Origin of the sequence: Pseudomonas sp. Pseusp16 (assembly GCF_047324915.1) — a bacterium.
Taxonomy (GTDB): domain Bacteria; phylum Pseudomonadota; class Gammaproteobacteria; order Pseudomonadales; family Pseudomonadaceae; genus Aquipseudomonas; species Aquipseudomonas fluorescens_CD.
In genome coordinates this window covers 3,015,919-3,038,188 of record NZ_CP168522.1, presented here as the reverse complement: position 1 = coordinate 3,038,188, position 22,270 = coordinate 3,015,919, and the positions used below count along the sequence as shown (strand labels likewise).

General features: G+C 52.4%; 22 protein-coding genes. 5 read left to right on the top strand and 17 right to left on the bottom strand.

All coding sequences use genetic code 11. The annotated features are described in order from the left end of the window. Positions 1–80 precede the first annotated feature (80 nt). Positions 81–701, bottom strand: a complete 621-nt coding sequence (locus ACEN8Q_RS13740) for an HAD family phosphatase (RefSeq protein WP_413421451.1) — start codon at positions 699–701, stop codon at positions 81–83. Positions 702–902: 201 nt separating this feature from the next. On the opposite strand from ACEN8Q_RS13740, the gene ACEN8Q_RS13735 reads away from it, so the two are divergent. The 3 genes from ACEN8Q_RS13735 (at position 903) to rssC (ending at position 3,664) form a co-directional block, all read left to right on the top strand. Next, positions 903–1,592 carry a VacJ family lipoprotein gene (locus ACEN8Q_RS13735; protein WP_085716738.1) on the top strand — a complete coding sequence of 230 codons (690 nt, stop codon included), beginning with the start codon at positions 903–905 and terminating at the stop codon, positions 1,590–1,592. A gap of 408 nt (positions 1,593–2,000) precedes the next feature. Continuing rightward, a complete protein-coding gene (gene rssB / locus ACEN8Q_RS13730; protein WP_043302549.1) occupies positions 2,001–3,182 on the top strand; it encodes a two-component system response regulator RssB in 1,182 nt (393 codons plus the stop codon). Further along, on the top strand, positions 3,182–3,664 hold the full coding sequence (gene rssC, locus ACEN8Q_RS13725) for an anti-sigma factor antagonist RssC (RefSeq protein ID WP_085716736.1): 483 nt from the start codon (positions 3,182–3,184) through the stop codon (positions 3,662–3,664). The genes rssB and rssC overlap by 1 nt, the downstream gene beginning before the upstream one ends. 112 nt (positions 3,665–3,776) lie before the next feature. On the opposite strand, the gene tal is transcribed toward rssC, so the two are convergent. Further along, positions 3,777–4,703: a transaldolase gene (tal, locus tag ACEN8Q_RS13720; protein ID WP_413705348.1), complete on the bottom strand. Its 927-nt coding sequence runs from the start codon at positions 4,701–4,703 to the stop codon at positions 3,777–3,779. A 477-nt stretch (positions 4,704–5,180) separates the two neighbouring features. On the opposite strand from tal, the gene ACEN8Q_RS13715 reads away from it, so the two are divergent. Both ACEN8Q_RS13715 and ACEN8Q_RS13710 read left to right on the top strand, forming a co-directional pair. Then, positions 5,181–5,549 (top strand): hypothetical protein, encoded by a 369-nt coding sequence (locus tag ACEN8Q_RS13715; RefSeq protein WP_085717054.1) that lies wholly within the window; start codon positions 5,181–5,183, stop codon positions 5,547–5,549. Positions 5,550–5,620: 71 nt separating this feature from the next. Beyond that, entirely contained in the window at positions 5,621–6,250 is a 630-nt protein-coding gene (locus ACEN8Q_RS13710; RefSeq protein WP_413705347.1) for a hypothetical protein, read from the top strand. A 35-nt stretch (positions 6,251–6,285) separates the two neighbouring features. Here the strand turns inward: ACEN8Q_RS13710 and ACEN8Q_RS13705 are convergent, their stop codons facing one another. From ACEN8Q_RS13705 to wecB, 15 genes are all read right to left on the bottom strand, one after another. Further along, on the bottom strand, positions 6,286–6,744 hold the full coding sequence (locus ACEN8Q_RS13705) for a mannose-1-phosphate guanylyltransferase (protein ID WP_413705346.1): 459 nt from the start codon (positions 6,742–6,744) through the stop codon (positions 6,286–6,288). Between the two features lie 219 nt (positions 6,745–6,963). Continuing rightward, positions 6,964–7,383 (bottom strand): VanZ family protein, encoded by a 420-nt coding sequence (locus ACEN8Q_RS13700; protein ID WP_413421463.1) that lies wholly within the window; start codon positions 7,381–7,383, stop codon positions 6,964–6,966. After that, complete coding sequence (locus ACEN8Q_RS13695) at positions 7,380–9,464, bottom strand: YjbH domain-containing protein (protein WP_413421465.1); 2,085 nt, start codon at positions 9,462–9,464, stop codon at positions 7,380–7,382. The genes ACEN8Q_RS13700 and ACEN8Q_RS13695 overlap by 4 nt, the downstream gene beginning before the upstream one ends. Continuing rightward, positions 9,461–10,228 carry a capsule biosynthesis GfcC family protein gene (locus ACEN8Q_RS13690; protein WP_413421467.1) on the bottom strand — a complete coding sequence of 256 codons (768 nt, stop codon included), beginning with the start codon at positions 10,226–10,228 and terminating at the stop codon, positions 9,461–9,463. The genes ACEN8Q_RS13695 and ACEN8Q_RS13690 overlap by 4 nt, the downstream gene beginning before the upstream one ends. Further along, entirely contained in the window at positions 10,225–10,884 is a 660-nt protein-coding gene (locus ACEN8Q_RS13685) for a YjbF family lipoprotein (RefSeq protein ID WP_413705345.1), read from the bottom strand. The genes ACEN8Q_RS13690 and ACEN8Q_RS13685 overlap by 4 nt, the downstream gene beginning before the upstream one ends. 13 nt (positions 10,885–10,897) lie before the next feature. Further along, entirely contained in the window at positions 10,898–12,010 is a 1,113-nt protein-coding gene (locus ACEN8Q_RS13680) for a polysaccharide biosynthesis/export family protein (protein ID WP_413421471.1), read from the bottom strand. A gap of 88 nt (positions 12,011–12,098) precedes the next feature. Continuing rightward, positions 12,099–12,263 (bottom strand): hypothetical protein, encoded by a 165-nt coding sequence (locus ACEN8Q_RS13675; RefSeq protein WP_413421473.1) that lies wholly within the window; start codon positions 12,261–12,263, stop codon positions 12,099–12,101. Positions 12,264–12,655: 392 nt separating this feature from the next. After that, positions 12,656–13,345, bottom strand: coding sequence for a WecB/TagA/CpsF family glycosyltransferase (locus ACEN8Q_RS13670; RefSeq protein WP_413421475.1), 690 nt, complete (start codon positions 13,343–13,345; stop codon positions 12,656–12,658). Between the two features lie 59 nt (positions 13,346–13,404). Continuing rightward, positions 13,405–14,637, bottom strand: coding sequence for a DUF6369 family protein (locus ACEN8Q_RS13665; protein WP_413705344.1), 1,233 nt, complete (start codon positions 14,635–14,637; stop codon positions 13,405–13,407). 496 nt (positions 14,638–15,133) lie between these two features. After that, complete coding sequence (locus ACEN8Q_RS13660; RefSeq protein WP_413705343.1) at positions 15,134–16,006, bottom strand: hypothetical protein; 873 nt, start codon at positions 16,004–16,006, stop codon at positions 15,134–15,136. A gap of 41 nt (positions 16,007–16,047) precedes the next feature. Continuing rightward, a complete protein-coding gene (locus ACEN8Q_RS13655; protein ID WP_413705342.1) occupies positions 16,048–17,244 on the bottom strand; it encodes a glycosyltransferase family 4 protein in 1,197 nt (398 codons plus the stop codon). Between the two features lie 258 nt (positions 17,245–17,502). Then, positions 17,503–17,997: a DapH/DapD/GlmU-related protein gene (locus ACEN8Q_RS13650; protein ID WP_413705341.1), complete on the bottom strand. Its 495-nt coding sequence runs from the start codon at positions 17,995–17,997 to the stop codon at positions 17,503–17,505. Further along, on the bottom strand, positions 17,990–19,249 hold the full coding sequence (locus ACEN8Q_RS13645; protein WP_413705340.1) for a hypothetical protein: 1,260 nt from the start codon (positions 19,247–19,249) through the stop codon (positions 17,990–17,992). Before ACEN8Q_RS13645 ends, ACEN8Q_RS13650 begins: the two co-directional genes overlap by 8 nt. Before the next feature lie 381 nt (positions 19,250–19,630). Next, positions 19,631–20,893 (bottom strand): UDP-N-acetyl-D-mannosamine dehydrogenase, encoded by a 1,263-nt coding sequence (wecC, locus tag ACEN8Q_RS13640; RefSeq protein WP_413705339.1) that lies wholly within the window; start codon positions 20,891–20,893, stop codon positions 19,631–19,633. 88 nt (positions 20,894–20,981) lie between these two features. Beyond that, positions 20,982–22,100 (bottom strand): non-hydrolyzing UDP-N-acetylglucosamine 2-epimerase, encoded by a 1,119-nt coding sequence (wecB, locus tag ACEN8Q_RS13635; protein ID WP_413705338.1) that lies wholly within the window; start codon positions 22,098–22,100, stop codon positions 20,982–20,984. Positions 22,101–22,270: the final 170 nt, after the last annotated feature.

Here is a 22,270-nt window from a genome sequence, read left to right as displayed (position 1 = left end):
CGGCACGCCAAGGCGGCACGCCAAAGATCTATGGCTTCCCTTTAGATTAATCCACTCGCGCGCAACCTGCATGATCTCGGTCAGGGCTTTTCGCCCTTGAGCCGACGCAAGCTGATATCGGCCAGGCAGGTGTCGAGTTCACCGAGGTGATCGATCACCGAATGCACGCCCAGGCCGAACAGCTGCATCGTCGCCTTGGCGCGTTTGATGTCGCGGTCCTGCTGGGTCAACGCGTGCCATTCCTGAGGCGTCAACCCGCACAGCGAGCCGCAGGACGCCAGGCCGATGGTCCACAACCCGGCATTGAGCCCCGCTTGCAGCAAGCGGGGCTCACCGCTCACCAGTACACAGCCGTCGAGTCGGTCGACGTTCAGGGCCATCAAGGCCTGCCAGCAGGCATTCGGGGCGGGCCAAGGAATGTATGTTTCTGGATGTTGCGATGGTTTGATCCACTCCGGCAGCGCAGCGGCCAGGGATTGGCTGAGGGCAGGGGGCAGTTCATCGAGCCAGGCGCAGGGGATTTTCTGGCGCTGCAAGCTGCGCAGGCTATCCAGTGCACCGGGCGTGGCCTCGGCGTGTTCGGCCGAATGGCTGCCGTGCCGGCGCGTGTGTGCGCCGAAATCCACCAGGCAGCCACTGAGGCCGAACAGTACGGCGGTAAGGCTGGGGGCAGTTTGGAGCAAGGCTTCGGCGAGTGGCATGAGGACGTCCCTGAAATAGCCTGAAGGCTAGTGGGCGACGGTGACAGTTGAGTGACATGGGTGTGAATCGCTCACATTTGGCACGATTCCGTCGGTGTGGCTTTTGTGCAAAGTGCCTTAAACGGCGTTTACGTCATATACTTACCAACTTATTGCCTGGGCCAAGCGCCCGAGCCGGTACAGACCAAGGAGTTTTTTTCTATGCGCTGGAGCAATCATCTAGCCAGGATTTGTGTATGCGCCAGTGCGATGCTGGTTCCGTTCGTTGCCCAGGCAGCCACGGAAGAGGATCCTTGGGAAAGCGTCAACCGCCCGATCTACAAGTTCAACGATGTGATCGACACCTACGCGCTGAAACCCCTGGCCCAGGGCTACCAGTACGTGACGCCGCAGTTTGTCGAAGACGGCGTTCACAACTTCTTCCGCAACATCGGCGATGTGCGCAACCTGGCCAACGATATCCTGCAGGCCAAACCTCGCGCCGCAGGCGTTGATACCGCACGAATCATCTTCAACACCACCTTCGGCTTGCTGGGCGTCATTGATGTCGGCACCAAGATGGGCCTGCAGCGCAATGATGAAGACTTCGGTCAGACGCTGGGTTACTGGGGTGTCGGCAGCGGCCCTTACGTGATGCTGCCACTGCTGGGGCCAAGCACCTTGCGTGATGCGCCGTCCAAGTACGTCGACAGCTATACCGGTGCTTATCGTTACGTCAACGACGTGCCTGTGCGTAACTCGTTCTTCGCCCTGGACATCATCGATACCCGTGCCAACCTGCTGTCGAGCGAGAAGCTGATCACCGGCGACAAGTACACCTTCATTCGTAACGCGTACTTGCAGAACCGTGAATTCAAGGTGAAAGACGGTCAGGTCGAAGACGATTTTTAACGTCGACCGGTAAATTGAAAAGGCGACCCTCAAGGTCGCCTTTTTTTATTCGCGAAGCGCGGCTTGACCGGAATCGATCCCCATGCGGATGAAATCGGGCTTTTCGCTGTGGTCCCGAGCGGTTTGACTCATGGGTTCGATCCTTCCATTGGGTTACGGATTTGTCTGTTCTTATAACTCTCGGTGATTTGACAAATAAAGACGTCAAGCGACCATCGGCGTGAGCTTGAAACGCCCCGCGGATGGGAGTACCGTCTGCGCCTTAGAAGGGCACCTCTGGTGAACATGTGTGTAGGGCAAATGCCCGAAAGCGGTGCGACAGAGAGGCTAGAAAGCGAATCCAGTAGTCAGTGCCGGGCTGTAGTCCCCGCCTGCTACGCCAACCTAATTCTGGCGCCGTTTGCCCACATGCCAAAAACCAGTGCCACGCTGCTGATAATCGATGATGACGAAGTAGTGCGCGCGAGCCTCGCCGCCTATTTGGAAGACAGTGGATTCAGCGTCTTGCAGGCCAGCAATGGTCAGCAGGGTCTTCAGGTATTCGAGCAAGACAAGCCCGATTTGGTCATCTGCGATCTGCGCATGCCGCAGATGGGCGGACTCGAACTCATCCGCCAGGTCACCGAGCTGTCGCCGCAAACGCCGGTGATTGTGGTTTCGGGTGCGGGCGTGATGAACGACGCGGTCGAAGCCCTGCGCCTGGGCGCAGCGGACTACCTGATCAAGCCTCTCGAAGATCTGGCCGTGCTCGAGCACTCTGTGCGCCGGGCCCTGGATCGTGCGCGCCTGTTGCTGGAGAACCAGCGCTATCGCGAGAAGCTGGAGAAGGCCAACCGCGAGCTCGCCGCCAGCCTTAACCTGCTCCAGGAGGACCAGAACGCCGGTCGCCAGGTGCAGATGAACATGCTGCCGGTCAGCCCGTGGGCCATCGACGAGTTCAAGTTCGCTCACCAGATCATCCCGTCGCTGTACCTGTCGGGTGATTTCGTCGACTACTTTCGGGTCGACGAGCGCCGGGTAGCCTTTTACCTGGCGGACGTTTCCGGTCATGGCGCCTCTTCAGCCTTCGTCACGGTGCTGTTGAAGTTCATGACCACGCGCCTGCTGTTCGAATCCAAGCGCAGCGGCACCTTGCCGGAATTCAAGCCTTCAGAGGTTCTTGGTCATATCAACCGGGGCCTGATCAGTTGTAAGCTGGGTAAACACGTCACAATGGTCGGTGGAGTCATCGACGAGGAGACAGGTTTGTTGACCTATAGCATCGGCGGTCATCTGCCGTTGCCAGTGTTGTACACGCCAGACAGTGTTCGTTATCTGGATGGGCGTGGTCTGCCGGTGGGCCTTTTCAACGAGGCCACTTACGAAGACCACGTGCTGGAACTGCCACCGACGTTCAGCCTGACGCTAATGTCTGATGGCATTCTGGATCTTTTGCCAGAACCCACACTCAAAGAAAAAGAAGCGGCGTTGCCCCAACGGGTCAAGGCTGCGGGCGGCACCCTGGATGGGTTGCGGCAGGTTTTTGGATTGGCCACGCTAGGGGAGATGCCGGATGATATCGCCCTGTTGGTGTTGAGCAGGAATCTTTGATGAGTACTGGTAGAATCCAGTTCGCCGAGCAGGATGGCACCTTCGTCCTGAAGTTCGTCGGTGAAGTTCGCCTGACCTTGTGTTCGGCGTTGGATGCGACTATCGAGCGGATCTTCAACGCGTTGAATTTCAACGCGATCGTGATCGATCTGACCGAAACCCGCAGCATCGACAGCACCACGCTTGGCCTGCTGGCCAAGCTGTCGATCCTGTCGCGGCAGAAAGTCGGCCTGCTGCCGACCGTCGTCACCACCCACGAAGACATCACGCGTCTACTGCAGTCCATGGGCTTCGAGCAGGTGTTCAACATCGTTGACAAGCCTGTACCGTGCCCGGAATGCCTGGACGACCTGCCAGACCAGGATCAGTCCGAAGAAGTGGTGCGGATCAAAGTGCTCGAAGCGCACAAAATCCTCATGGGCCTGAACGACACCAATCGCGAAGCCTTCCATGACCTGGTGAATGCCCTCGAGCGGCACTGATCCCCTGTAGGAGCGAGCTTGCTCGCGATGGCGTCCTGACAGTCACCAGGCACATACAAAAAAAAGGGCGAACCTGTGAGGGTTCGCCCTTTTTGCGTTGGCCTGTCAGCTGTTACAGCTTGGCCTGCAACAACGCCTCGAGCTTCTCCTGATCCCGCGCGAACTGACGAATGCCTTCAGCCAGTTTTTCGGTCGCCATCGCATCTTCGTTGGACAGCCAGCGGAACTGCGATTCGTTGAGGCTCAGGCGCGCTTCACCGGCATTGCCCGGCACCAGCTTGCGCTCCAGCTTGCCGGTATCCGCCGCCAGCTTGTCGATCAGGTCCGGGCTGATGGTCAGGCGGTCGCAGCCGGCCAGTTGTTCGATCTGGCCCAGATTGCGGAAGCTCGCCCCCATGACCACGGTCTTGTAGTCATTGGCCTTGTAGTAGTTGTAGATGCGCGTCACCGACTGCACGCCCGGATCATCCGCGCCGGTGTAGTCGTTGCCGTTGGCTTTCTTGTACCAGTCATAGATACGGCCCACGAACGGCGAAATCAGGAACACTCCGGCGTCGGCACAAGCGGCGGCCTGAGCGAAGGAGAACAGCAGGGTCAGGTTGGTCTGGATGCCTTCCTTTTCCAGGATTTCGGCAGCGCGGATGCCTTCCCAGGTGGATGCGATCTTGATCAGTACGCGGCCACGGCCAATGCCAGCCTTGTCGTACAGCTCGATCAGGCGATGCGCGCGCTTCAACATGGCGTCAGTGTCGAACGACAGACGCGCATCCACTTCGGTGGAAATACGGCCCGGGATCACTTTCAGGATTTCTTGCCCCACGGCCACGCCAAAGCGGTCGCTGGCCAGGCCGACATCGCCCTTGCAGTCATTGACGCTGGCGTTCAGCAACTCGGCATACGCGGGAATGGCCGCGGCCTTGAGCAGCAGTGAAGGGTTGGTGGTGGCGTCCACGGGTTTAACGCGAGCGATAGCTTCGAAGTCGCCGGTGTCGGCAACCACGGTTGTCATTTGTTTGAGTTGTTCCAGCTTGGAAGTCATGGGCGTGCTCTGTCCTATGGGTCTGATGACATTACCCGAGCGCTGACAGCCACTCAAGGGCGTGTACGTGTATCGGCGGCCCCTGCGGCAACAACCTGAAAACGGCTGTTTGAAAGGCGGGGCATGGTATCGATGAATAAGATGCCAAGCGGGCTCACAGGTTCAACTGACCGGACGGTTAACGCCTTGCAACCGGATCACCTGGCCCCTGAATCCTCTGATAACTCACGCATCACCTTGCGCGTAATTATCGATATCGTTGAAGTCTATATAGTTCGAATGCGGGCTCAATAATTGTTATAAAAAGTCAATTAATACCTTGGTCAAGTTAGTCTTTGCGCTAACAAGTGTAATGTTATCTGGCAGAGGTCTTGATCGTTAGAATACGTCCAGTACATATATAAAATAAAGTGTAATGTAATAATTGCGAATATGTGTTTGTAGAAATAACTTCACAACGTGAAGAGGAATATGTTTTTGGATGCATTTGATGATTTGATGCTTGGCTACGCACTAAAAAAACTGACCGGCGTGTTTGAAGAAATCATGGAGGTTTCGAAAGGCACCGCTTCGGACAAGGCGACCTGCGTGCTGAGTATCGGACAATCCAAAAGCGCAAAAAAAATCCCCGTCTGGTTGGGGCGTCTGAGAGTCAACACCCCTTATCAAGTCACGCATGTCCTGATCGATCAGATGCACGCGTCTCGAAAACTCAATCGCGACCTGCGCTTCGCGGCACAGGCTGCCTTGCTGGAAGCCCTGATAGAGGACGGGCTGGCAATGCACATCGCGAGTTATTCGGTGGTTGTCGTAGAGAATCGTCTGAAGTGCTTTTCGGATCGATGAGCATTGTGTCTTCTGAACACGCACCCAGTGTCCATTACTCTGGAAAATTGCACGAGGCGTGAGGAAGTAGATTGGTCTCAAAACTGTACATCACACAATACGCCGGAATCACCGTCATGCTTCCAGCGGCCATGGTCGTCGCTGGTTGGTTATGGTGCACCGCATCGAGAAAACTCGCCCTCTTATGGCTAGGCGTACTGTTCATAGCCTATTTCGTCGTAGGTATCAGTAAAGTACTGTTCAAGGGCTGGGGAATCGGCCTGGAAAGCCTGGATATCGCAGTCATCAGCGGCCACGCAATGAACGCCTGCCTGGTGTCGACCGTTGTGCTGAGTTTGCTGTTGCGCCAACTGGATCATCGTCTTCGCTGGCTGGCACTGGGGGCGGGGCTGCTGTCGACCTGGTGGTTCAGCGTCCAGTATGTCGGGCAGACGATTCATCCCCTGCCGGAAGCCATTGCCGGGGCGGTGGTGGGGTCAGCCGCGGCGTGCGTATTTCTTTTCAGGCTGGAGAGAAAGGAGGTCCGCAAGATTCCCCGGACGGCCCTCATGCTGGGGCTCGCGATTATCATGCTGAGTACGAGCATTCCAAAATATACAGCTGAGAAGCTCTTGAACTCTTTCGCAGTAACTCTTTCGGGGGCAGAAAAGGCATTCATGCAGCCTCACTGGCGCACTGCCGGCGAATCATCAAGGTTGTAGATTTTGCTTCGATTGTGAGTTCTGGCGAAGTGGCGTTACCAGCACTCACTACTATTTTTGTCTTCGATCCGATCCAGCAGCTCTGCAGTCTTTTTCTGCATCAGTGCAACATCGCCTCGACTCTCAACCTTCAGCAGGATCTCGCTCTCCGCTGGGCAGATCTTGAAGCGCCATTGAGCGAACGTCAGGCTTAGGCCGTCACTGTCATCGACATCCAGTGCTTCACCGGCATACAGGGTTCGCAAGTGTTCGAGTACCGCAACGGGATTGCCGACCATGCGCCGAATATCACCCGAGGAAGGAAAGAGCCCGATGCGCTCCACCAACAGCTTTGGCTCCGGGGTGATAGTGGAGGGAGCATTTTCGTAGGTCCGCAACCAGGCCATCAATCCACTGTTGCCCTCGGTGAACTTCTGCCCCAAAACCATATTGCCGGGTGCAAAAGGGTCCAGCGATTTATAGACAGAGTCGATCGGTGATCTGGAAGCGTTCATAGTGGTCTGCCTTGCAAAAGATTGATGGCCGCTCAGAAGCGCGGCACCCAAGAGCTGAAAAAATTCCGTTTACAGGCCTTTCTTGTACAAATTCTCACCAACAGAAATTGGTCGCGTCGATTCAGTGCTTTGATGTTTGCAGGCGTGTTCTCGCTATGCTCACGGACGAAGCCATAGTCTTGAGTGTCCGGGAACTGAGTGGACTGTTTGACTGGCCGCCTAACGGTTTCGCTCTGTAATGCGATGCATTACATCGAGAACTTCTGACTGCTTGCACGACCAATGGCGCATCCAGCGCCACGCCATCAAGCCGATCAGCACACCGACAGTATTCGCCAAGGCGTCGTAAGGTGATGCCGTGCGCAGCGGCATCAGTCCTTGTGCATATTCGATCAGGATCCCCGTCAGCAGACAGCCCAAGGCAATCCAGCGCGCCTTGACCCGAGGGAAGGCCAGCCGGCAACTAAACGACAACGCGAAAAAACCAACCAAGTGATGCAGTTTGTCTTCCTGGGCAAAGGCTTCGGGAATCGGTTGCGCTCGCAATCCGGCTGTCAGCAAGACCACGCCAACACCGATGAAAAACAGCGTTCGTATCCATTGGGGAAGTTGTGTGACACCCAGGAACAACGAACTCATTCGGTAATTTTCTCAAAGTTTTTATAGAACGCGTCTTTGTCGCGGCCATCGGTCATGGTGTGCAGCGAATACTGGCGGTTAAGACGCGCGCCACCATCGCGAGTCAGCGGAGCCCAGACCAAATTGGCGCGACGCATCGTGGACACGCTCATCAGCTCGTCGAAGGGGACCGAGATATAGATACCTTTGTCGAAGCTGCCCTCGCCGAACTCTTCAGACGAGGCCGTGGTGCGGGTGACCCAGCCACCGAACTTCACGCCGTTACTGAATTCATGTGACACATCAAACGTGGCACCCCAATCGCGCGCCAGGTAACGTCCGACACTGACCGCCGCCTGCAAATCGAACGGCAATTCCGTATAGGTAGTGATGTGACCGGTCACGGTCTTGTACCCGCGCAGGCCAAACCCCTGGTCAAACTCACGCTGGCGTACATAGTTCAAGTCAGCACCCAAGGCCCAGCGCTCGCCCATGGGGCGGTACAGCAATTCACCACCGACCCCGGCGAACATTGACTCCAGATAGCCGCCATACACCATGCCATACAAGTCCTGATCCAGTTGCTTGGCATGGTTGAGCTGAAATGTCGGCATCGTTACATCAGAGGTGATGACGTACTTGCGCAAATCGGTCCGTACTCGGGGCAGTTTGCTCGGCGCGTCGTACTTGAACTTGTCGAAGTTGTTCAGGAGATTGGTGCTTATGACCGCGCTTGTCCACGTGCTGCGGGTAAAGCGGTATTCTGCGTCCACATCAGCGGTCAACTGGTACAGCAAGCCGTCAGGGCCGCCAATGTTTTGCTTGTAACCCAAGCCGATACCATAGGTAAAACGCTCAAGGCCCTGGGTGTACAGCGTGTTTTCAATGTGCGGCGTGGCCCGGTTCACTTCGGTGGTGCGGTGCAGGTCCGCAAGGTCTTGCCGGTTGTTCACCACTTCCCGGAAGGTTTCGCGCGGCACACTGGTTTCTTCCACGGGCATGTCGTAACGCTTGTTCACCAGCGTGAACCAGTCGATTTCGTCATTCGCGCTGTTGTCCAGAATCCGGCTGGCCCGGCCAACGCCTTTGGCTGAGTAGAAGTAGCGCGACTGCTCGCCATACACAATCAGCTCGGAATCGCGCTGAGCAATGCGTTCTACCTTGTAACCTGCGTTGTCTTCCAGTCGTTTGGAAACCCCGGCCCAGTCGACCTGATCGAGCGGCATAGTCGGCGCGTGCGCAGGAAGCGCTTCGATAGCAGGGTCGTAGCGCTTGGCCGGTGCCTTGCGGCTGGCGAAATTGGTATGAAAAGTGATGCCGAACAACGCGGTATTGCCGCGCTCCCAACCGGCGGTCAAATCGACAGAGTCACTCAGCTTGAAGACCGCCCCGATGTTGATGGGCGAGTCCTGTTTCTGGCTACTGTCCAGCGGCTCGTGCTTGTAGTCGTTACCGTCGAACTCGAGTTTCAGGCTCAGTGGTGACCAGGGTGTCTGATAGGCCACGCCGCCAAACAACGCGGGCGAGCCTCGAAAATACGAGTTGGTATTGACGTTGCCCGCGTCCGCGCCCGTATTTACCGGGCGTGTATCAAAGCGCTCATCGAGGTACCCCAGCGGGTTCTCGAAATCCCCGCGGTTACCGATGTAGCCCCAAGCAACGCCCAGGCTGAAATCCAGGTCGTAGTAACGTTTGTTCGCAACAAAGTATTCGCTGGAAAACAGGCCGGTACCCCCGACGTCACGAAAACCGAGCGCGACTTCGGGCAGCCAATGGCTTTCTTGCCAGAGGCGGGCTTTGACATCGACCGCCTTGTCTTTATAGGTCTGATCGCCGCTTAATGCCTCGGCCCCGTATTTGTGGTTGCCGATGGAGGTATAACGGAAAGTGCCTTCCAGCCAATCAAGGGGCTGTAGTGAAATGCTATAGCGCGAATAAGGGTCTGTCCGGTTGGCGTTCAAGCTGAACTCACCGGCGGGTGCCATCCGTGCGGTAGGGGTTTGCAACAAACCCACACCACCGAAATCATTCTGGGTAAAACGCGGCTCTCCATGAGCCAGGCTGTAGGGCAACAACACTACGGCGGCAAAACGTAACTTCAAGGGGCCACCTCGGGCAGCGGTTGGGTGGCGAGAAACTGGGCAAGCTGCTCGTTCAAATCGGGTGTGGGCAGATCCGGATCATCGTTTCGCACGGGCACCAGAATTGTGCTGCCGGCGGCGGCAATCACTCTGTCTTCGCGGTTCCAGGCAGCGATACCGACTCGCTGGACCTGGCCATCGGGCTGAATCAACCACAGATAATCGGCATCTGCGTCGATCACCGGCAGGCAGCTTTCGAGATATTCATGGGCTGGCTGGAGGGCGCGATAAGGCAGCGTGCAGGGCTTTTCAACTGCGCCCAGGACAGTGACCGTAGTCGGGCGTTGGGGGTAAATCAGCTGGTCGCCGTCACTGAGCGGGTAATTGCGAGCGAACGCGACCTCCAGCGCCACAGGGTCGAGCACCGCGACTTTTCGGCCGGTGACGGGCAGTCGGCTGACCTCTGCAAACAAGCGCGCAGCCAGGGCCGCAAGGCTGCTTTTTTCTTCCAGCAAGGCGCCACGTTGCAGCAATTTCAGATCGAACAGCACGCCGGCTTTAAGGCGGGTTTGCTGCTCCAACAGTGGCTGATGCAGCCAGGCGGCGGCCAGCCAGTAACTTTCGGCGTTCGGGCGCCCCTGGCTGACGGCATCGAGCAAGCGTGCACCTGGCACGAACGCGAAGGATCCGGCGTTCAGTACATCACCCGTGACGGTGACAGCGGCCTGAGTCATCGCAGAACTTGCCAGCAACAGGCAAGCCGACAGCGTTTTCGAATATCTCACCGAGCCGTCTCCCGATCAGGGCGCAATTGCACAATCTTCAAGAACAGTTCCGGCGTGAGATGTTGTTCGCTCTGCAGGATCAAGCCATCGTCTGGCCTGACCCAAAAACGGTTGGTGGCCTTGAATCCCAGCTCGGGTATGTCGACGCGTTCGTCTATGCGCAGCAGCGCATAGTCCTTGTCGAGGATGGTGACGTTTTCGATGTCTTGTCGGCTGAAGCGACTGTTGACAGCCAGCCCGACCCGCGGACCGTGATAGACATCGATCCAGCGAGTACTGCTGTACCCGTCGGGCAATCGCTGCAAGCCAAGCTTGAACGGCGACTCACCGTCGAAGCGCGTGCCATCGAGATTGATGCCCAGGCCGACAGTGCGCACGACCAGACCATCGCGCATCAACAACACCTGCTTGCCGGAGGCGACCCAGAACTCCAGGTCGTCCTGCTGGCGAAGCTTCGCCAACACACCTTCGCTGGAGTCCGTGGTGACCTTGATCTGCGCATAGGGCACGGCCTCCACTTGCGCAGCAGTCACTGCCAGCGGCTGGACGCCCAATGCGGTGGTTTTAAAGGTGTCCAGGGACGCCTGCATCAACGGATTGCAGCCACACAGCAGTAAACCCACCGCCAGGCATGAGCTGTTACGCAAAGTTTTCAAAGCGGCTCAAACCTTATCGACTGCTGGCTTCACTGAGATTGTTTGTGGCCGCGGCTCCGGTACCCAGGATAGCGGCCGATGGCAGCAATTGGCTGATCAGGCGGTTCCAGCGGGTCACGCCTGCAGGGCCGACGTAGACAATGTCCTGGGGTTGCAGATCGAAGCGGCTGGCGAGAGCAAACGCGGTCGGCGATTCGGCGTCCAGTTGAAAGACTTTTGCCGGCTCGGTTTCAAGGTTTTCGGCGCCTCGAATCACATACAGCGCGTTGCCATTGGACGTGGTCTGGTTCAGACCACCGACCGTGCCGACCGCATCCGCCAGATTCATCCGATTGATTTTGTATGTGAGCGCCCGAGGCTGGTTGACCTCACCCATGACGTAGATCTTCTTGCGGTCGTTGTAGGGCAAGTACAACTGATCGCCGTCTTTCAAATAGACGCTATGCAACTGCGAGCCTTTGCTGTTCAGCGAGTCCAGGTCCAGCGGATACTCACGTCCGTCCCGGGTCAGCGTCAGGCCGGCAAGGTCGGCATTCAATGGGTCGACCGTCGCGATACCCATGGCTTCGACGACGCTGAGCGGCGAAGTGGTAATGGGCTGTTGACCGGCTTTCAAAATCGCACCGGAAATAACGACTTTTTGACTGGCAAACCGCAAGACACTCAAATCAACCTGAGGGCTGTCGACGAATTGCGTCAGGCGCTCGGCAATAAAACCGCGAAGCTCCTCGATGGTTTTACCCGCAGCGTGAATATTGCCGATATAGGGGTAAAACATGGTGCCGTCCGGGCGTACCAGGCGACCGTTCGCATCAATTTGCTGTTGCGCACCCGATGGCGCAGTCAACTCGGGATGGTCCCACACAGTGATGTACAACACATCATTGGCACCAATCCGGTAAGCCCCCGGCCTGTACGCCAACAACTCAGCGGGCACCGAGGCTTGCACTTTTGTCGCCGCGTTCTGGGCAATCAATTTGGGCGTTATCGGAATCAACTCGATCCGACTGCTTTCCGGTGAGCCATCACGGCCGACCTGGCTGGTATCCAGGTGTTGACCGGGTGAGAACATACAGCCTTGCAGGGCTATACCTGCAAGCACAGCGAGCGACAAACTACGAATCATGATTGAGGACACTTGTGGAGGGAACACGTCAGAACGGAACCACCCGGATTGCTCCGGGTGGTAGAAGGCTATCGACCTTGCGGTGCGCTTAGCGTGTACCGGTGGTGCCGGTAGTGCCGGTAGTTCCGCCGCCATTGTTGTTGCTGCTGCCACCACTGGATGACAGAGCAGCAGCACCGGCTACAACCGCCGCGCCGATGCCGAGAGCAGTCCCAGTGGTCAGGCTGCCCACGAGGGGAGTGGACAGGCTCAAAGGAGCGTTTGCTGCGGGTTTTACAGGTGTGCCTGGAGCAGAAGAGGCTGCAGGAGGCTCAGCGGCCAAAACGGAGGCACTTAAAGAAAGCATTAGAGCGGAAGCAAGTAGTTTGGTCATAGTGGATTCCTTTTTGATGCATCGTCGGTATTGGCGGTAAAACTAAGAAGCGAGCGTGCGAGGCCAAAAACTCTGAGCGTCCATTAACGTTAAGGATAGTATTGATTCGAACTCGATGAGAGTGGACCTTTGGGTCATTCCTCAGTGAGATTAATCCTGCAACTATTGCCCTAAGAATACCTTTGTAGGACGCCTGACAGGTCTGACGTTTTATAACGCGCAGCCATCATTTCTAACATTGCTCGGCCACGTCATGAGTAAGGCGATGATATTCAAGACCGCTTGAGCTTTTCTTTGATGAGCAACCAGGCGAACTTGCTGTTGGTGGTCAAGTAGCGCTTCCACATCCTGCCGGGTTCCTGGATAACGCGGTACAGCCATTCCAGCCCGTACTTCTGCATCCATTGCGGCGCGCGCTTTACCTTCCCCGCGACCACATCGAACGTTCCGCCCACCCCCATGACAAAGGTGACCCCCAACTGATCGCGCCAACGGTTGATAAAATTTTCTTTCATCGGCGAGGTGATGGCGACGAACAGCAGCTGCGCACCTGAGGCTCGAACCTTCTCGACCAGTGCGGCTTCGTCATCCCAGAAATAGCCATGGTGATATCCGGCGACTTTCAGCCCAGGGTAAAGCGCCTTCACCTTGCTGGCAGCGGTGGAAACGACGTCGTCCTTGGCACCCAACAAAAACACCGAAAAGTGGTTGGCCGCGCTCATCGCCAGCAATTCATGAAACAGGTCGACGCCCGCGACGCGTTCAGGTACTGAGTGGCCGAGAAAGCGGGCTCCCAACACCACACCCATGCCGTCGATATTGATGATGTCGCAAGAACGAACGGATTCGCTCAACTGAGGGTCGTCGCGCATGTTTACAAGCTTGGCGACATTCACTACTACGTGCTGGGTGAACTGGCCGGCAGTAATCGCGCTACGAATTGTCTCGACGGTGTTGTCCATGGAGGCGACATCCATGGGGCAGTCCAAAATTTCGATTCTTTGCATGTTTAATCTCGTAGTCATATTTTGGCCGCGCTGTCTGAATTTGATTGAAGTATCCTAACTATCATGCAACCAACGATGATTCCCACTGATGCTGACTGGTAGGATATAGCATAAGTAAAGAATACAATAAGTAGATATGCCGAAAGCGAAAGCTTAATCGATTTTGGAGTTAGAGATACAAGTGATATTGAAATTGATGTGAGGTAGAGTATTCCGAGAAGTCCATATTTCGCGAAGAATGTGAGGTAGGTGCTGTCAACGAAGTTGTTCTTGGTGTCTAGTGATCTGTACTCAAACCATGTTATGTCGAATACAGTGCCGAAGCCGTTTCCAAATAAATAGTTAGATGATTCAAAAGAAGATATAACGTCTAAGGCTGGCCCGTACCGAGTTGCGAACTGCTGTAGTAACCCATTCATGGTGAGTCCTTCAGATACCCTTGCGGCACCGAAATACTCGGCCAAAAAAATAAAGGCAAGTATGGCAATGGCAAAAACCATTATTATCTGGATGAGTTTTTTGGGGCTCTTGGCCGAGGCTAAGGTGGCCGCGATAATTGTTGCCAGAGCGAGTATTCTATATCCGGATAATATGACTGAAAGCAATGAGGCAGTGATTGCCAGAGTCTGTCTTAGGTTAAGTGTCAGCTTGCGTTCTGGGTGTTTGATAGGTTTTGTTTTTGAGAAAAAATACATTATGAATAATGCGGATATGTAAGTGCTTGCATCAAAGTACTTAAAACTGTTTGTCGTATAGTATTGGTCTTCTGATGACATTATCCCAGCGATAGAAAGAGCAAGCCAGACCAGGTTTGTTGTTCCGGCTAGAGTGACTATTGTGAGGATTTTGTCGTTTGATAATTTTATTTTTGGTGACTTTAATAATAGCGAGGCTGCAATTAGCTCAAGGGAAAATATGGCTGGTCTGTAATCGCGCAAAAAATATACATCAAGGGGGGTGTTAGAAAAAAGCGAGATGGCCGAATAAGTAATTATTATTAAAAACGAAAGCGTTGCCCATTTTGGTGCTTTCATGGTGCTGGCTTTGTTGGCTATCCCCTTAAGACTAATTGAGATAAGTAGTCCGAAGAAAAAATAATCAAAAGAGTAAAGCCCGTATTGATAGAAATAGAGAGAAAAAGAGTTCGAAAATGGTAAGCAAGAAAGCAGCGCGAGGAAAGCCCAAAGCCCTTTTTCTCTCAGAAGGCCTAAACTAAAAAATAGCAGGGAAAGAACGATGTAAGTCATTATAAGACTGATCCAAGTGCTTGTAGATCTTTGATTTATTCGGCGTCGCCAGTGGCAGAGCGATATAGAGGCGGCGGATACGATGGGGCGCGTTCAGGTTATGCTAGTGGACAAGACCGTCAATGAATGCTCCAGAAGCTAAAGCCGCATCCTGTGGGTACACAGGCTGCTGTCGCGTTTGCGGATCAAGTTGATATTCCTGCGCGGGAGGATGGGCGCGTGGATCCTGCCCTTAATCGTTGAATGGAGGCTGGTGTGCCTCTTCGCACGACCGGTGATGCTGTTTTGGTCTTTATCACAAGTCGGTACCTGTCTTGTCCCGTGGAAATGGGCTAGAAAGTTTGCCTGTATGGCGCTAAGAATAGTTTCAGTAGGCATTTCAAAATGCTCATTCTTGGAGCTTTTGATGCGCGAGCATCGGGTGACGAGGTTGACCGTTCGCAGAAACGGACGCCGTTAGTGATAGCAGGGGGCTACTTGCATTAGCTGGCATGACCTATGGAAGAACTTTATTCATGTTAAAAACATTTGAATTGGAATTTTTTTCTGGTTGTTTTTTTGTACAGTCCTGTCTCAGGTTTTTATCACAAAACCATTGATCCATCAGTTGTTCATTTTGTATGTCGCTGAAAGTGTTAAGTCGGGCTACATTCCTATTTGAGTCGTCACGAACTCGGATGGGTGAGCCGCAAAGATTTGTAAAGCTGTTATGTTGGATTGAGTTGTCGCTTGAATGATGTGCTAAGTAAACAGAGTGTAGTAAATTACAGTCCTGAACATTTTTTATATTCAGGAAAATATTTCCACGAATCTCGTTCGCGCGGGAGTTTACCAGCCGGATCACAGCCGTACTAGGAGGGGAGCTTCGTGAGGTCTGCCCAATATTCTCGAAGCGCATGTTTAGGATTTTGTTCTCGGCATTAAATTTATTTGGGTCTTCTCTATCTCCTTCAATCGATATGGCGGTGACATAGTTTGTTATTTTTAATCCGCTAATAGTAACGCTCGTACCAAATCCGTTTGTGGAGATTATTTTTAGCCAAGTAAGTTGTTGTCGATGTCCGTCGAAACTCGGAAGGTGCTCTCCACTTGATGCGGAAGTGAACTCGTAATGAATCCCATGCTTTGGACGAAGAGTGGCAGCTTGTATGTTGTAAGTGCCTTCATGGATTAAAAATTTAATGGATGTGACGTTTGGTGAAGAAATGGTGTAAGAATAATCAATAGCCTGCTGAAGGGACGAGTGCGTCAGATTTCCTTGAAATGCATATGGCCATATATCAACCTCAGCGACATTACGATTCTCAGAAACCCCGGCATGACAAATGAAGGGGGTGCTCAGGATAAGCATGGAAATAAATTTAACCAATTGGGGGCTTCCGAGATGCATATCAAAAAAAACCAATCTGCTCACAGCATGTTGCGATATAATTCACGATACTTTTCACCGTTTTTCGACCAAAGGCGTTTTTCGGTAACGAATGTGAAACCCTTTCTCACTAAAGCCTGGTGCTTATGCTTGTCTAAATATACCTCAAGCATTGCTTGCGCAAGTAAAGCTGGGCTATCGGGCTGGACGTAAATAGCGTGATCGCCGTCAAGGATTTCTTTATATCCTCCTACGTCTGAACATATAAGAGTTTTTCTATGCAGCAGAGCCTCGAGAGGTTTTAGTGGAGTGACCTTATCGCTTATCTCTCCTGCCTTTCGGTAGTTTATGATAGTGTCTAACTTGTGGTAGATAGTTTTTGCGTCGTCAGGGTGAAATTTTCCATGAAAATGGACTTTGACTCCGAGCGAAGTACTTAAGTTTTCGAGCGACTCCCGAGCGCTACCATCGCCGTATATATGGAATTCAATTATCACACCTTTATCGTATAATATTTTTAATGCTTGGATCACATAATGCAATCCTTCAAGTTCTATAACCGAGCCGATATAGCCAAACCGCTGCCCAATTTCTTCCTGGCATGCTAGTTCGTTGAGTACTATAGAATCATCGTCTATTCCGTTTTTAATCGTTTTCACCGAACGGTTTTTTTTGCTTGGGAGCGCTGCGACATATTCTGCTAAACCGTCAGAGATTGTTACGATGCGTTCGGAACTGTTTAAGCAGTATCTTTCGAGTGCTGCTGCAAATATTCTAGTGAATTTGCTGGCTTTAAAATTTTCATTGTCGAACCAAAGACTCCTCAGTTCGTAAACAACTGGTTTCTTGAAAACCCATCCTAAAATAATTGCTGGCATAGCGCATAGAAAGGTTGCATGCGCATGAAGAATGTCCGGATTTTCTTTTTTAATTATGCAAGCTGTTCGAATAAAAAAATAAGGTAAGGTAGCAGCCTTTTTTATTTTTATGAGAAAGTTGCTTCCCGCACCTACGCTTAAGTTCTTGAAAATATAGCTTCGATACACTTTAACCCCAATACCTGGAAAGTATTCAGCTTTTGTGGCTGCTCTCGGAGAAAAAGGCTCTTGAAATGGTGATGTAATTGCTATGTTTTCAATTCCATGCCCAGATGTCCATTTCAGAATCAAATTGGTTCGGGTAGAGGACCCGCTAATATTAGGGGCAGACTGATGAAGTAGGTGTAATATTTTAAGCATCGTTTTTTCTCAGAAAAAAGCAGTTCAAAACAAAGCAATAATGGTGATCGCAAATCATTCTGGGTCTATGACTCCCGCAGAATGGCTCTTTGAAAAAATCGGCGAGGGTAATAATCCCTAGTGCTATGTAATACGTGTGACCTAGAAAAAAACTGCCGTGATTCCTTGGCTAAACTGCTGCTACCGATACGCCCTATCTAAGTGCCAGAAAATTTTGCCTGCTGCGTCATGGTTTTCGGTAGCAGTGTATAGATGTCCTCAAGACCTTTGCCCGATTACTTTTGCAGGAACACCCGCTACAATGGAATAAGGAGGCATGTTATGGGTTACAACACTCCCAGCGGCTATAACGCAACCGTCTCCTATGGCCACTCCAGGTAGTAACGTCGCATTGCAGGCGATCCAGACATCATTTCCGATTACTACAGATTTTCTTTCATATCCTTGGAGTCGTATATCTATCGACTTTTCTTTATATGCATGATTCTGAGAGTATATAGTTACATTTGGGCCTATTAGCGTTTTACTTCCTATGGAAACCCCTCCGCCAGCATTGATGAGGCAGTTTCTATTAATTGAGACATCATCTCCAATCGTTAATTTTGATGGGGAATCAATGTGAATGCCGTCCCAGATTTTAACATTCACGCCTCGCTTGTAGGGTAATACCGCATTTCTAATTCTGCATCCGATGGCGCCTGGGATAATAGAGGTTAGCTTCATTGTCCACAAAATTATTTCATATTTAATCATGTTGTTTGGAAAGCACCATGTTTGTAAAAATAATTGTTCTAGAAGCCCATAGGACGATAAATAGCATTAGTAGGCTATTTATTGTTATGTCGTTGTCGAGCATGATAAATATTGCGGTGATTGCAATTATAGCGACTGCTGAATAAATGTTTGAAGTCCAGATTTCCTTGGCCGTCGCTCGACTTCCCATTACAGATGAGAATATCGAGTAAATGCACTTGGTGCATACTAAGAAATAGCTTAATGTCATGTTCTGCCATGTGGTTTTTAAATTAATCAGGGGGGATAGAAAATAAACGCACCCGCCAAAAATGACGAACAAGATAGTTATTTTTACAAATAAACTCCATGCTTTTCTTTTGATAAGGTCGGCAGAGAACTTGTTCTTAAAAAATATCGCCTCTCTAAAGCCTACATAGGAAGCAATCATGTTGAATGGAAAAATTAAAATCATAGAAAAATAGACATACTCTGCGAATAAGGTTTGGCCAGAAAGTTTTTCGGCCAGTACTCGATCGAATGTGCCCAGTACCGTCATTATTGCTAAAGAAAAAGAGAACGCCAGCCCGGTACTTATCGTTGAGCTCCGGCCTTTAACTACCACCAAAGAACTAATGTTTTTCTTGATCAAATATATATTCAGAGCGCCTGCGACCACCATGCCGACTAATAAAGCAGTCTGTAAGTTGTCGCTAAGTTTTATGCAGCATACAAAAACACCCAAAAACGCAGCAATTTTCCACATGCCTGAGGAAATTTGAGCCTCTACAAATCCGCTTCTCACTCTGGCTACGTTGTAGTTGATCAGTGTGAGGGAAAAACTGAGCGTTAGGAGTAAAATCCATGGCGCAGCTAAGCTAGAGGGTAAGAGGGTTGTTGTTATTAATGGGGATGCAATGAGCGAAATTATCATTGCGGCAATTATCGAGATTAGTGACGTTTTGTCTATTTCTATTGTGTTGTTCGTATGTTTGCAGTAACGAATTATTAGTTGTTCCATTCCGCCCAGTGCAAATGAGCTTAATATGGTGGTGATTGTAATAAAATAGGATAGGAATAAATAGTCTTGGGGGGAGAGGTATCTTTTGGTCAATAGGTTTGAAAGGAATAGCGCCCCGGAACCTGCGCACATTAACAGGAAGGATGAATGCCCTAAAGCTTTTGATACTATGTTTTTCAATGTTGCTCTATACCTCCCTGAATGTTTGTAAAGGGACTTCTCTTTCCCATGGCCAAAGTTGCTGCCTCCCATAAATCTTTACGCCCTTGCTGTAAGTGTTTATGAAGTAAACTATTACCATCGAATAGCCTGTTCATTTTTTTGCGCTCACACGATGGCTTTCGGGGTGAGATCGGGCAATGTTTTCAAACATCCGGACTCGAGTCGTTTGAAGTAAAGGTTGTTGCACTTTCAATACGGTTTTTCGCCCGAATTCAGTGGGAATACAGAAAAAAACGCACTAATTCGAATATAGCAACATTATATCCAGTACGACGAGAGCTGCCGAGTTGTCGTTTAAGCCCATCCGAACTCGACCACCGTCACACGGTCTGGTGACAGACCTAGTATGGTGATTGAGCCCGGTGTGCTTTTCTGAGGCCAGGGCAACCTTAGTCGCTCACTGGTTCGCCATCAATAGATTCCGCGAGTGTCCACAAATGCGAGTTTCTCGATCTTGGCAATAGGTATTTCTTTGAATTCTTTGTGATCCACAAGCAATACCAACACATCTGTCTCGGACAGAGCGGTCTCGATGTCTGCAAAGTTGAGCTTACCTGCCAGCTTGCTCGGCAGTTCACTGATATTTGGCTCTACTGCCAGTACCCGGCCAGTATGAATTTCCGAGATTTGCTGAGTAATGGCGAGGGCCGGACTTTCACGCAGGTCGTCAATATCCGGTTTGAACGCTAAACCGAAGCAGGCAATAGTCACTTCGCGGGCAGTCTTTTCAGGGTTCGCCTGTAGGAAATGAGTAACGGCCTGTTTGACTTTGTCGATTACCCATTGTGGCTTGCTGTCATTCACTTCCCGGGCACTACGGATCAGGTGTGCCTGTTCCGGTGTTTTGCTGACGATAAACCAGGGGTCTACAGCAATGCAGTGGCCGCCGACGCCTGGGCCGGGTTGCAGGATATTGACCCTTGGGTGACGGTTGGCAAGGCGGATCAGTTCCCAGACGCTGATATCCAGTTTGTCGCAAATCATCGAGAGTTCGTTGGCGAAGGCGATGTTCACGTCGCGAAAGCTGTTCTCGGTGAGTTTGCACATTTCCGCAGTGCGAGCGTTGGTGACGATGCATTCGCCCTGGACGAAGATCTTGTAAAGGCTGATGGCCAATGCGGAGCATTTTGGTGTCATGCCACCGATAACACGGTCGTTCTGCACCAGTTCGTGCAGCACATGGCCGGGCAGTACGCGTTCCGGGCAGTGGGCAATGCGGATGTCGGAGCTTTCACCGTGGGTTTGCGGAAAACTCAGGTCCGGGCGAGCCTCGGCGAGCCAGGCGGCCATCTGTTCGGTGGCGCCGACCGGGGAGGTCGATTCAAGAATGACCAGATCGCCTTTCTTCAACACCGGGGCAATGCTCTTGCTGGCCGATTCGATGTAGCTCAGGTCCGGTTCATGATCACCCTTGAACGGTGTAGGCACTGCAATCAGAAAGGCATCGGCGGGTTCCGGCCGGGTGGAGGCACGCAGGTAGCCTTCAGTCACGGCGGCATGCACCACCATGTCCAGGTCTGGCTCAACGATATGAATCTGACCGCGGTTGATGATATCGACCGCATTTTGATTGACGTCGACGCCGATCACTTGTTTTTTGCGTGAAGCGAAGACAGCCGCAGTGGGCAAGCCGATATACCCGAGGCCAACGACGGAGATGGTTTTGAAAGGCATGGGACGTCCTTGAATGGTGTTGTGTAGATACGTTTTTCAAGCGAGATAACAGCCGGGCAAAGCCACGGCTGTTAAGTAAGGGAGGGGGTTAACGAGCGAGCAGCGCATCGATGATGCGCTGGCAGGCGTTACCGTCGCCGTAAGGGTTATGGGCGCGACTCATTGTTTGGTAGGCGGCCGTATCGGTCAGCAAGCGGTTCAACTCGCGGGCTATATCGGCGGTTTCGGTGCCGACCAGCTTTACGGTGCCTGCGGCAACGGCCTCTGGCCGTTCTGTGGTATCGCGCATTACCAGTACGGGTTTGCCCAGTGACGGCGCTTCCTCCTGGATGCCTCCGGAGTCGGTCAGGATGATATGCGCACGGCTCATCATGTGGACGAAAGGCAGGTAGTCCAGGGGTTCGATCAGGTGAATGTTGTTAATGCCAGTCAGCAGGCGATTGACCGGCTCGCGCACATTGGGATTGAGGTGCACGGGATATACGATATCGACCTCTGGATGTTGCTGGGCAACTTCCATCAGCGCCTGACAAATGCGCTCGAAGCCGTCACCGAAACTTTCCCGGCGATGGCCTGTAACCAGAATCAGTTTTCGAGACGGGTTCAGGAAGGCTGCCGGTGCAGATGCCTGGGCAAGTAGTGCCTGGTCCTGATCGAGACGCTTGACGACATCCAGCAGGGCATCGATCACTGTGTTGCCAGTGACGACGATAGTGTCTGGAGCAACGCCTTCGCGCAGCAGATTGGCTTGCGACGTTTCGGTTGGCGCGAAGTGCAGGTTGGCCAACGCCCCCGTGAGTTTACGATTGCCTTCTTCCGGCCACGGAGAGTAGAGGTTACCTGTGCGCAAACCGGCTTCCACGTGCGCAACCGGAATCTGCTGGTAGTAGGCCGCGAGGCTGGCAGCAAAGGTGGTGGCGGTATCACCGTGAACCAGCACGATATCGGGTTTGAATTCTGCCAGGACTTTTTTCAGGCCCTGCAGGATCGCGCTGGTCACATCAGTCAGGTCCTGACCGGGTTTCATGATGTTCAGGTCGAAGTCCGGCTCAATGGCAAACAAACCCAACACTTGATCGAGCATTTCACGGTGTTGGCCGGTGACGCAGACTTTTGCCTCAAAGCGTTCGTCTGCCGTCAGTGCCAACGCAAGTGGAGCCATTTTAATGGCCTCAGGACGGGTTCCAAATATGCATAAAGTCTTCATAGGGCGATCCATTGATATGTTCGTAACTGAAGGGGGAGAGATGTTTGGACTGACATAACAAATGTCGTTTCAGATCAATGTTGTATAAAAAACTGTGGCCAAGTTTTCTTGGTCCAGAGAAATACGCCGAATTAACGGATAACCATCGACGGGGGCTGCACGAATTTGAT

What these genes read in the sequence shown, in the direction of transcription:
- ACEN8Q_RS13740 (WP_413421451.1), bottom strand. Translation starts at nt 701, where the DNA reads ATGCCACTCGCCGAAGCCTTGCTCCAAACTGCCCCCAGCCTTACCGCC.
- ACEN8Q_RS13735 (WP_085716738.1), top strand. Translation starts at nt 903, where the DNA reads ATGCGCTGGAGCAATCATCTAGCCAGGATTTGTGTATGCGCCAGTGCG.
- rssB (WP_043302549.1), top strand. Translation starts at nt 2,001, where the DNA reads ATGCCAAAAACCAGTGCCACGCTGCTGATAATCGATGATGACGAAGTA.
- rssC (WP_085716736.1), top strand. Translation starts at nt 3,182, where the DNA reads ATGAGTACTGGTAGAATCCAGTTCGCCGAGCAGGATGGCACCTTCGTC.
- tal (WP_413705348.1), bottom strand. Translation starts at nt 4,703, where the DNA reads ATGACTTCCAAGCTGGAACAACTCAAACAAATGACAACCGTGGTTGCC.
- ACEN8Q_RS13705 (WP_413705346.1), bottom strand. Translation starts at nt 6,744, where the DNA reads ATGAACGCTTCCAGATCACCGATCGACTCTGTCTATAAATCGCTGGAC.
- ACEN8Q_RS13700 (WP_413421463.1), bottom strand. Translation starts at nt 7,383, where the DNA reads ATGAGTTCGTTGTTCCTGGGTGTCACACAACTTCCCCAATGGATACGA.
- ACEN8Q_RS13680 (WP_413421471.1), bottom strand. Translation starts at nt 12,010, where the DNA reads ATGATTCGTAGTTTGTCGCTCGCTGTGCTTGCAGGTATAGCCCTGCAA.
- ACEN8Q_RS13670 (WP_413421475.1), bottom strand. Translation starts at nt 13,345, where the DNA reads ATGGACAACACCGTCGAGACAATTCGTAGCGCGATTACTGCCGGCCAG.
- ACEN8Q_RS13665 (WP_413705344.1), bottom strand. Translation starts at nt 14,637, where the DNA reads ATGACTTACATCGTTCTTTCCCTGCTATTTTTTAGTTTAGGCCTTCTG.
- ACEN8Q_RS13655 (WP_413705342.1), bottom strand. Translation starts at nt 17,244, where the DNA reads ATGCTTAAAATATTACACCTACTTCATCAGTCTGCCCCTAATATTAGC.
- ACEN8Q_RS13650 (WP_413705341.1), bottom strand. Translation starts at nt 17,997, where the DNA reads ATGATTAAATATGAAATAATTTTGTGGACAATGAAGCTAACCTCTATT.
- ACEN8Q_RS13645 (WP_413705340.1), bottom strand. Translation starts at nt 19,249, where the DNA reads ATGGGAGGCAGCAACTTTGGCCATGGGAAAGAGAAGTCCCTTTACAAA.
- wecC (WP_413705339.1), bottom strand. Translation starts at nt 20,893, where the DNA reads ATGCCTTTCAAAACCATCTCCGTCGTTGGCCTCGGGTATATCGGCTTG.
- wecB (WP_413705338.1), bottom strand. Translation starts at nt 22,100, where the DNA reads ATGAAGACTTTATGCATATTTGGAACCCGTCCTGAGGCCATTAAAATG.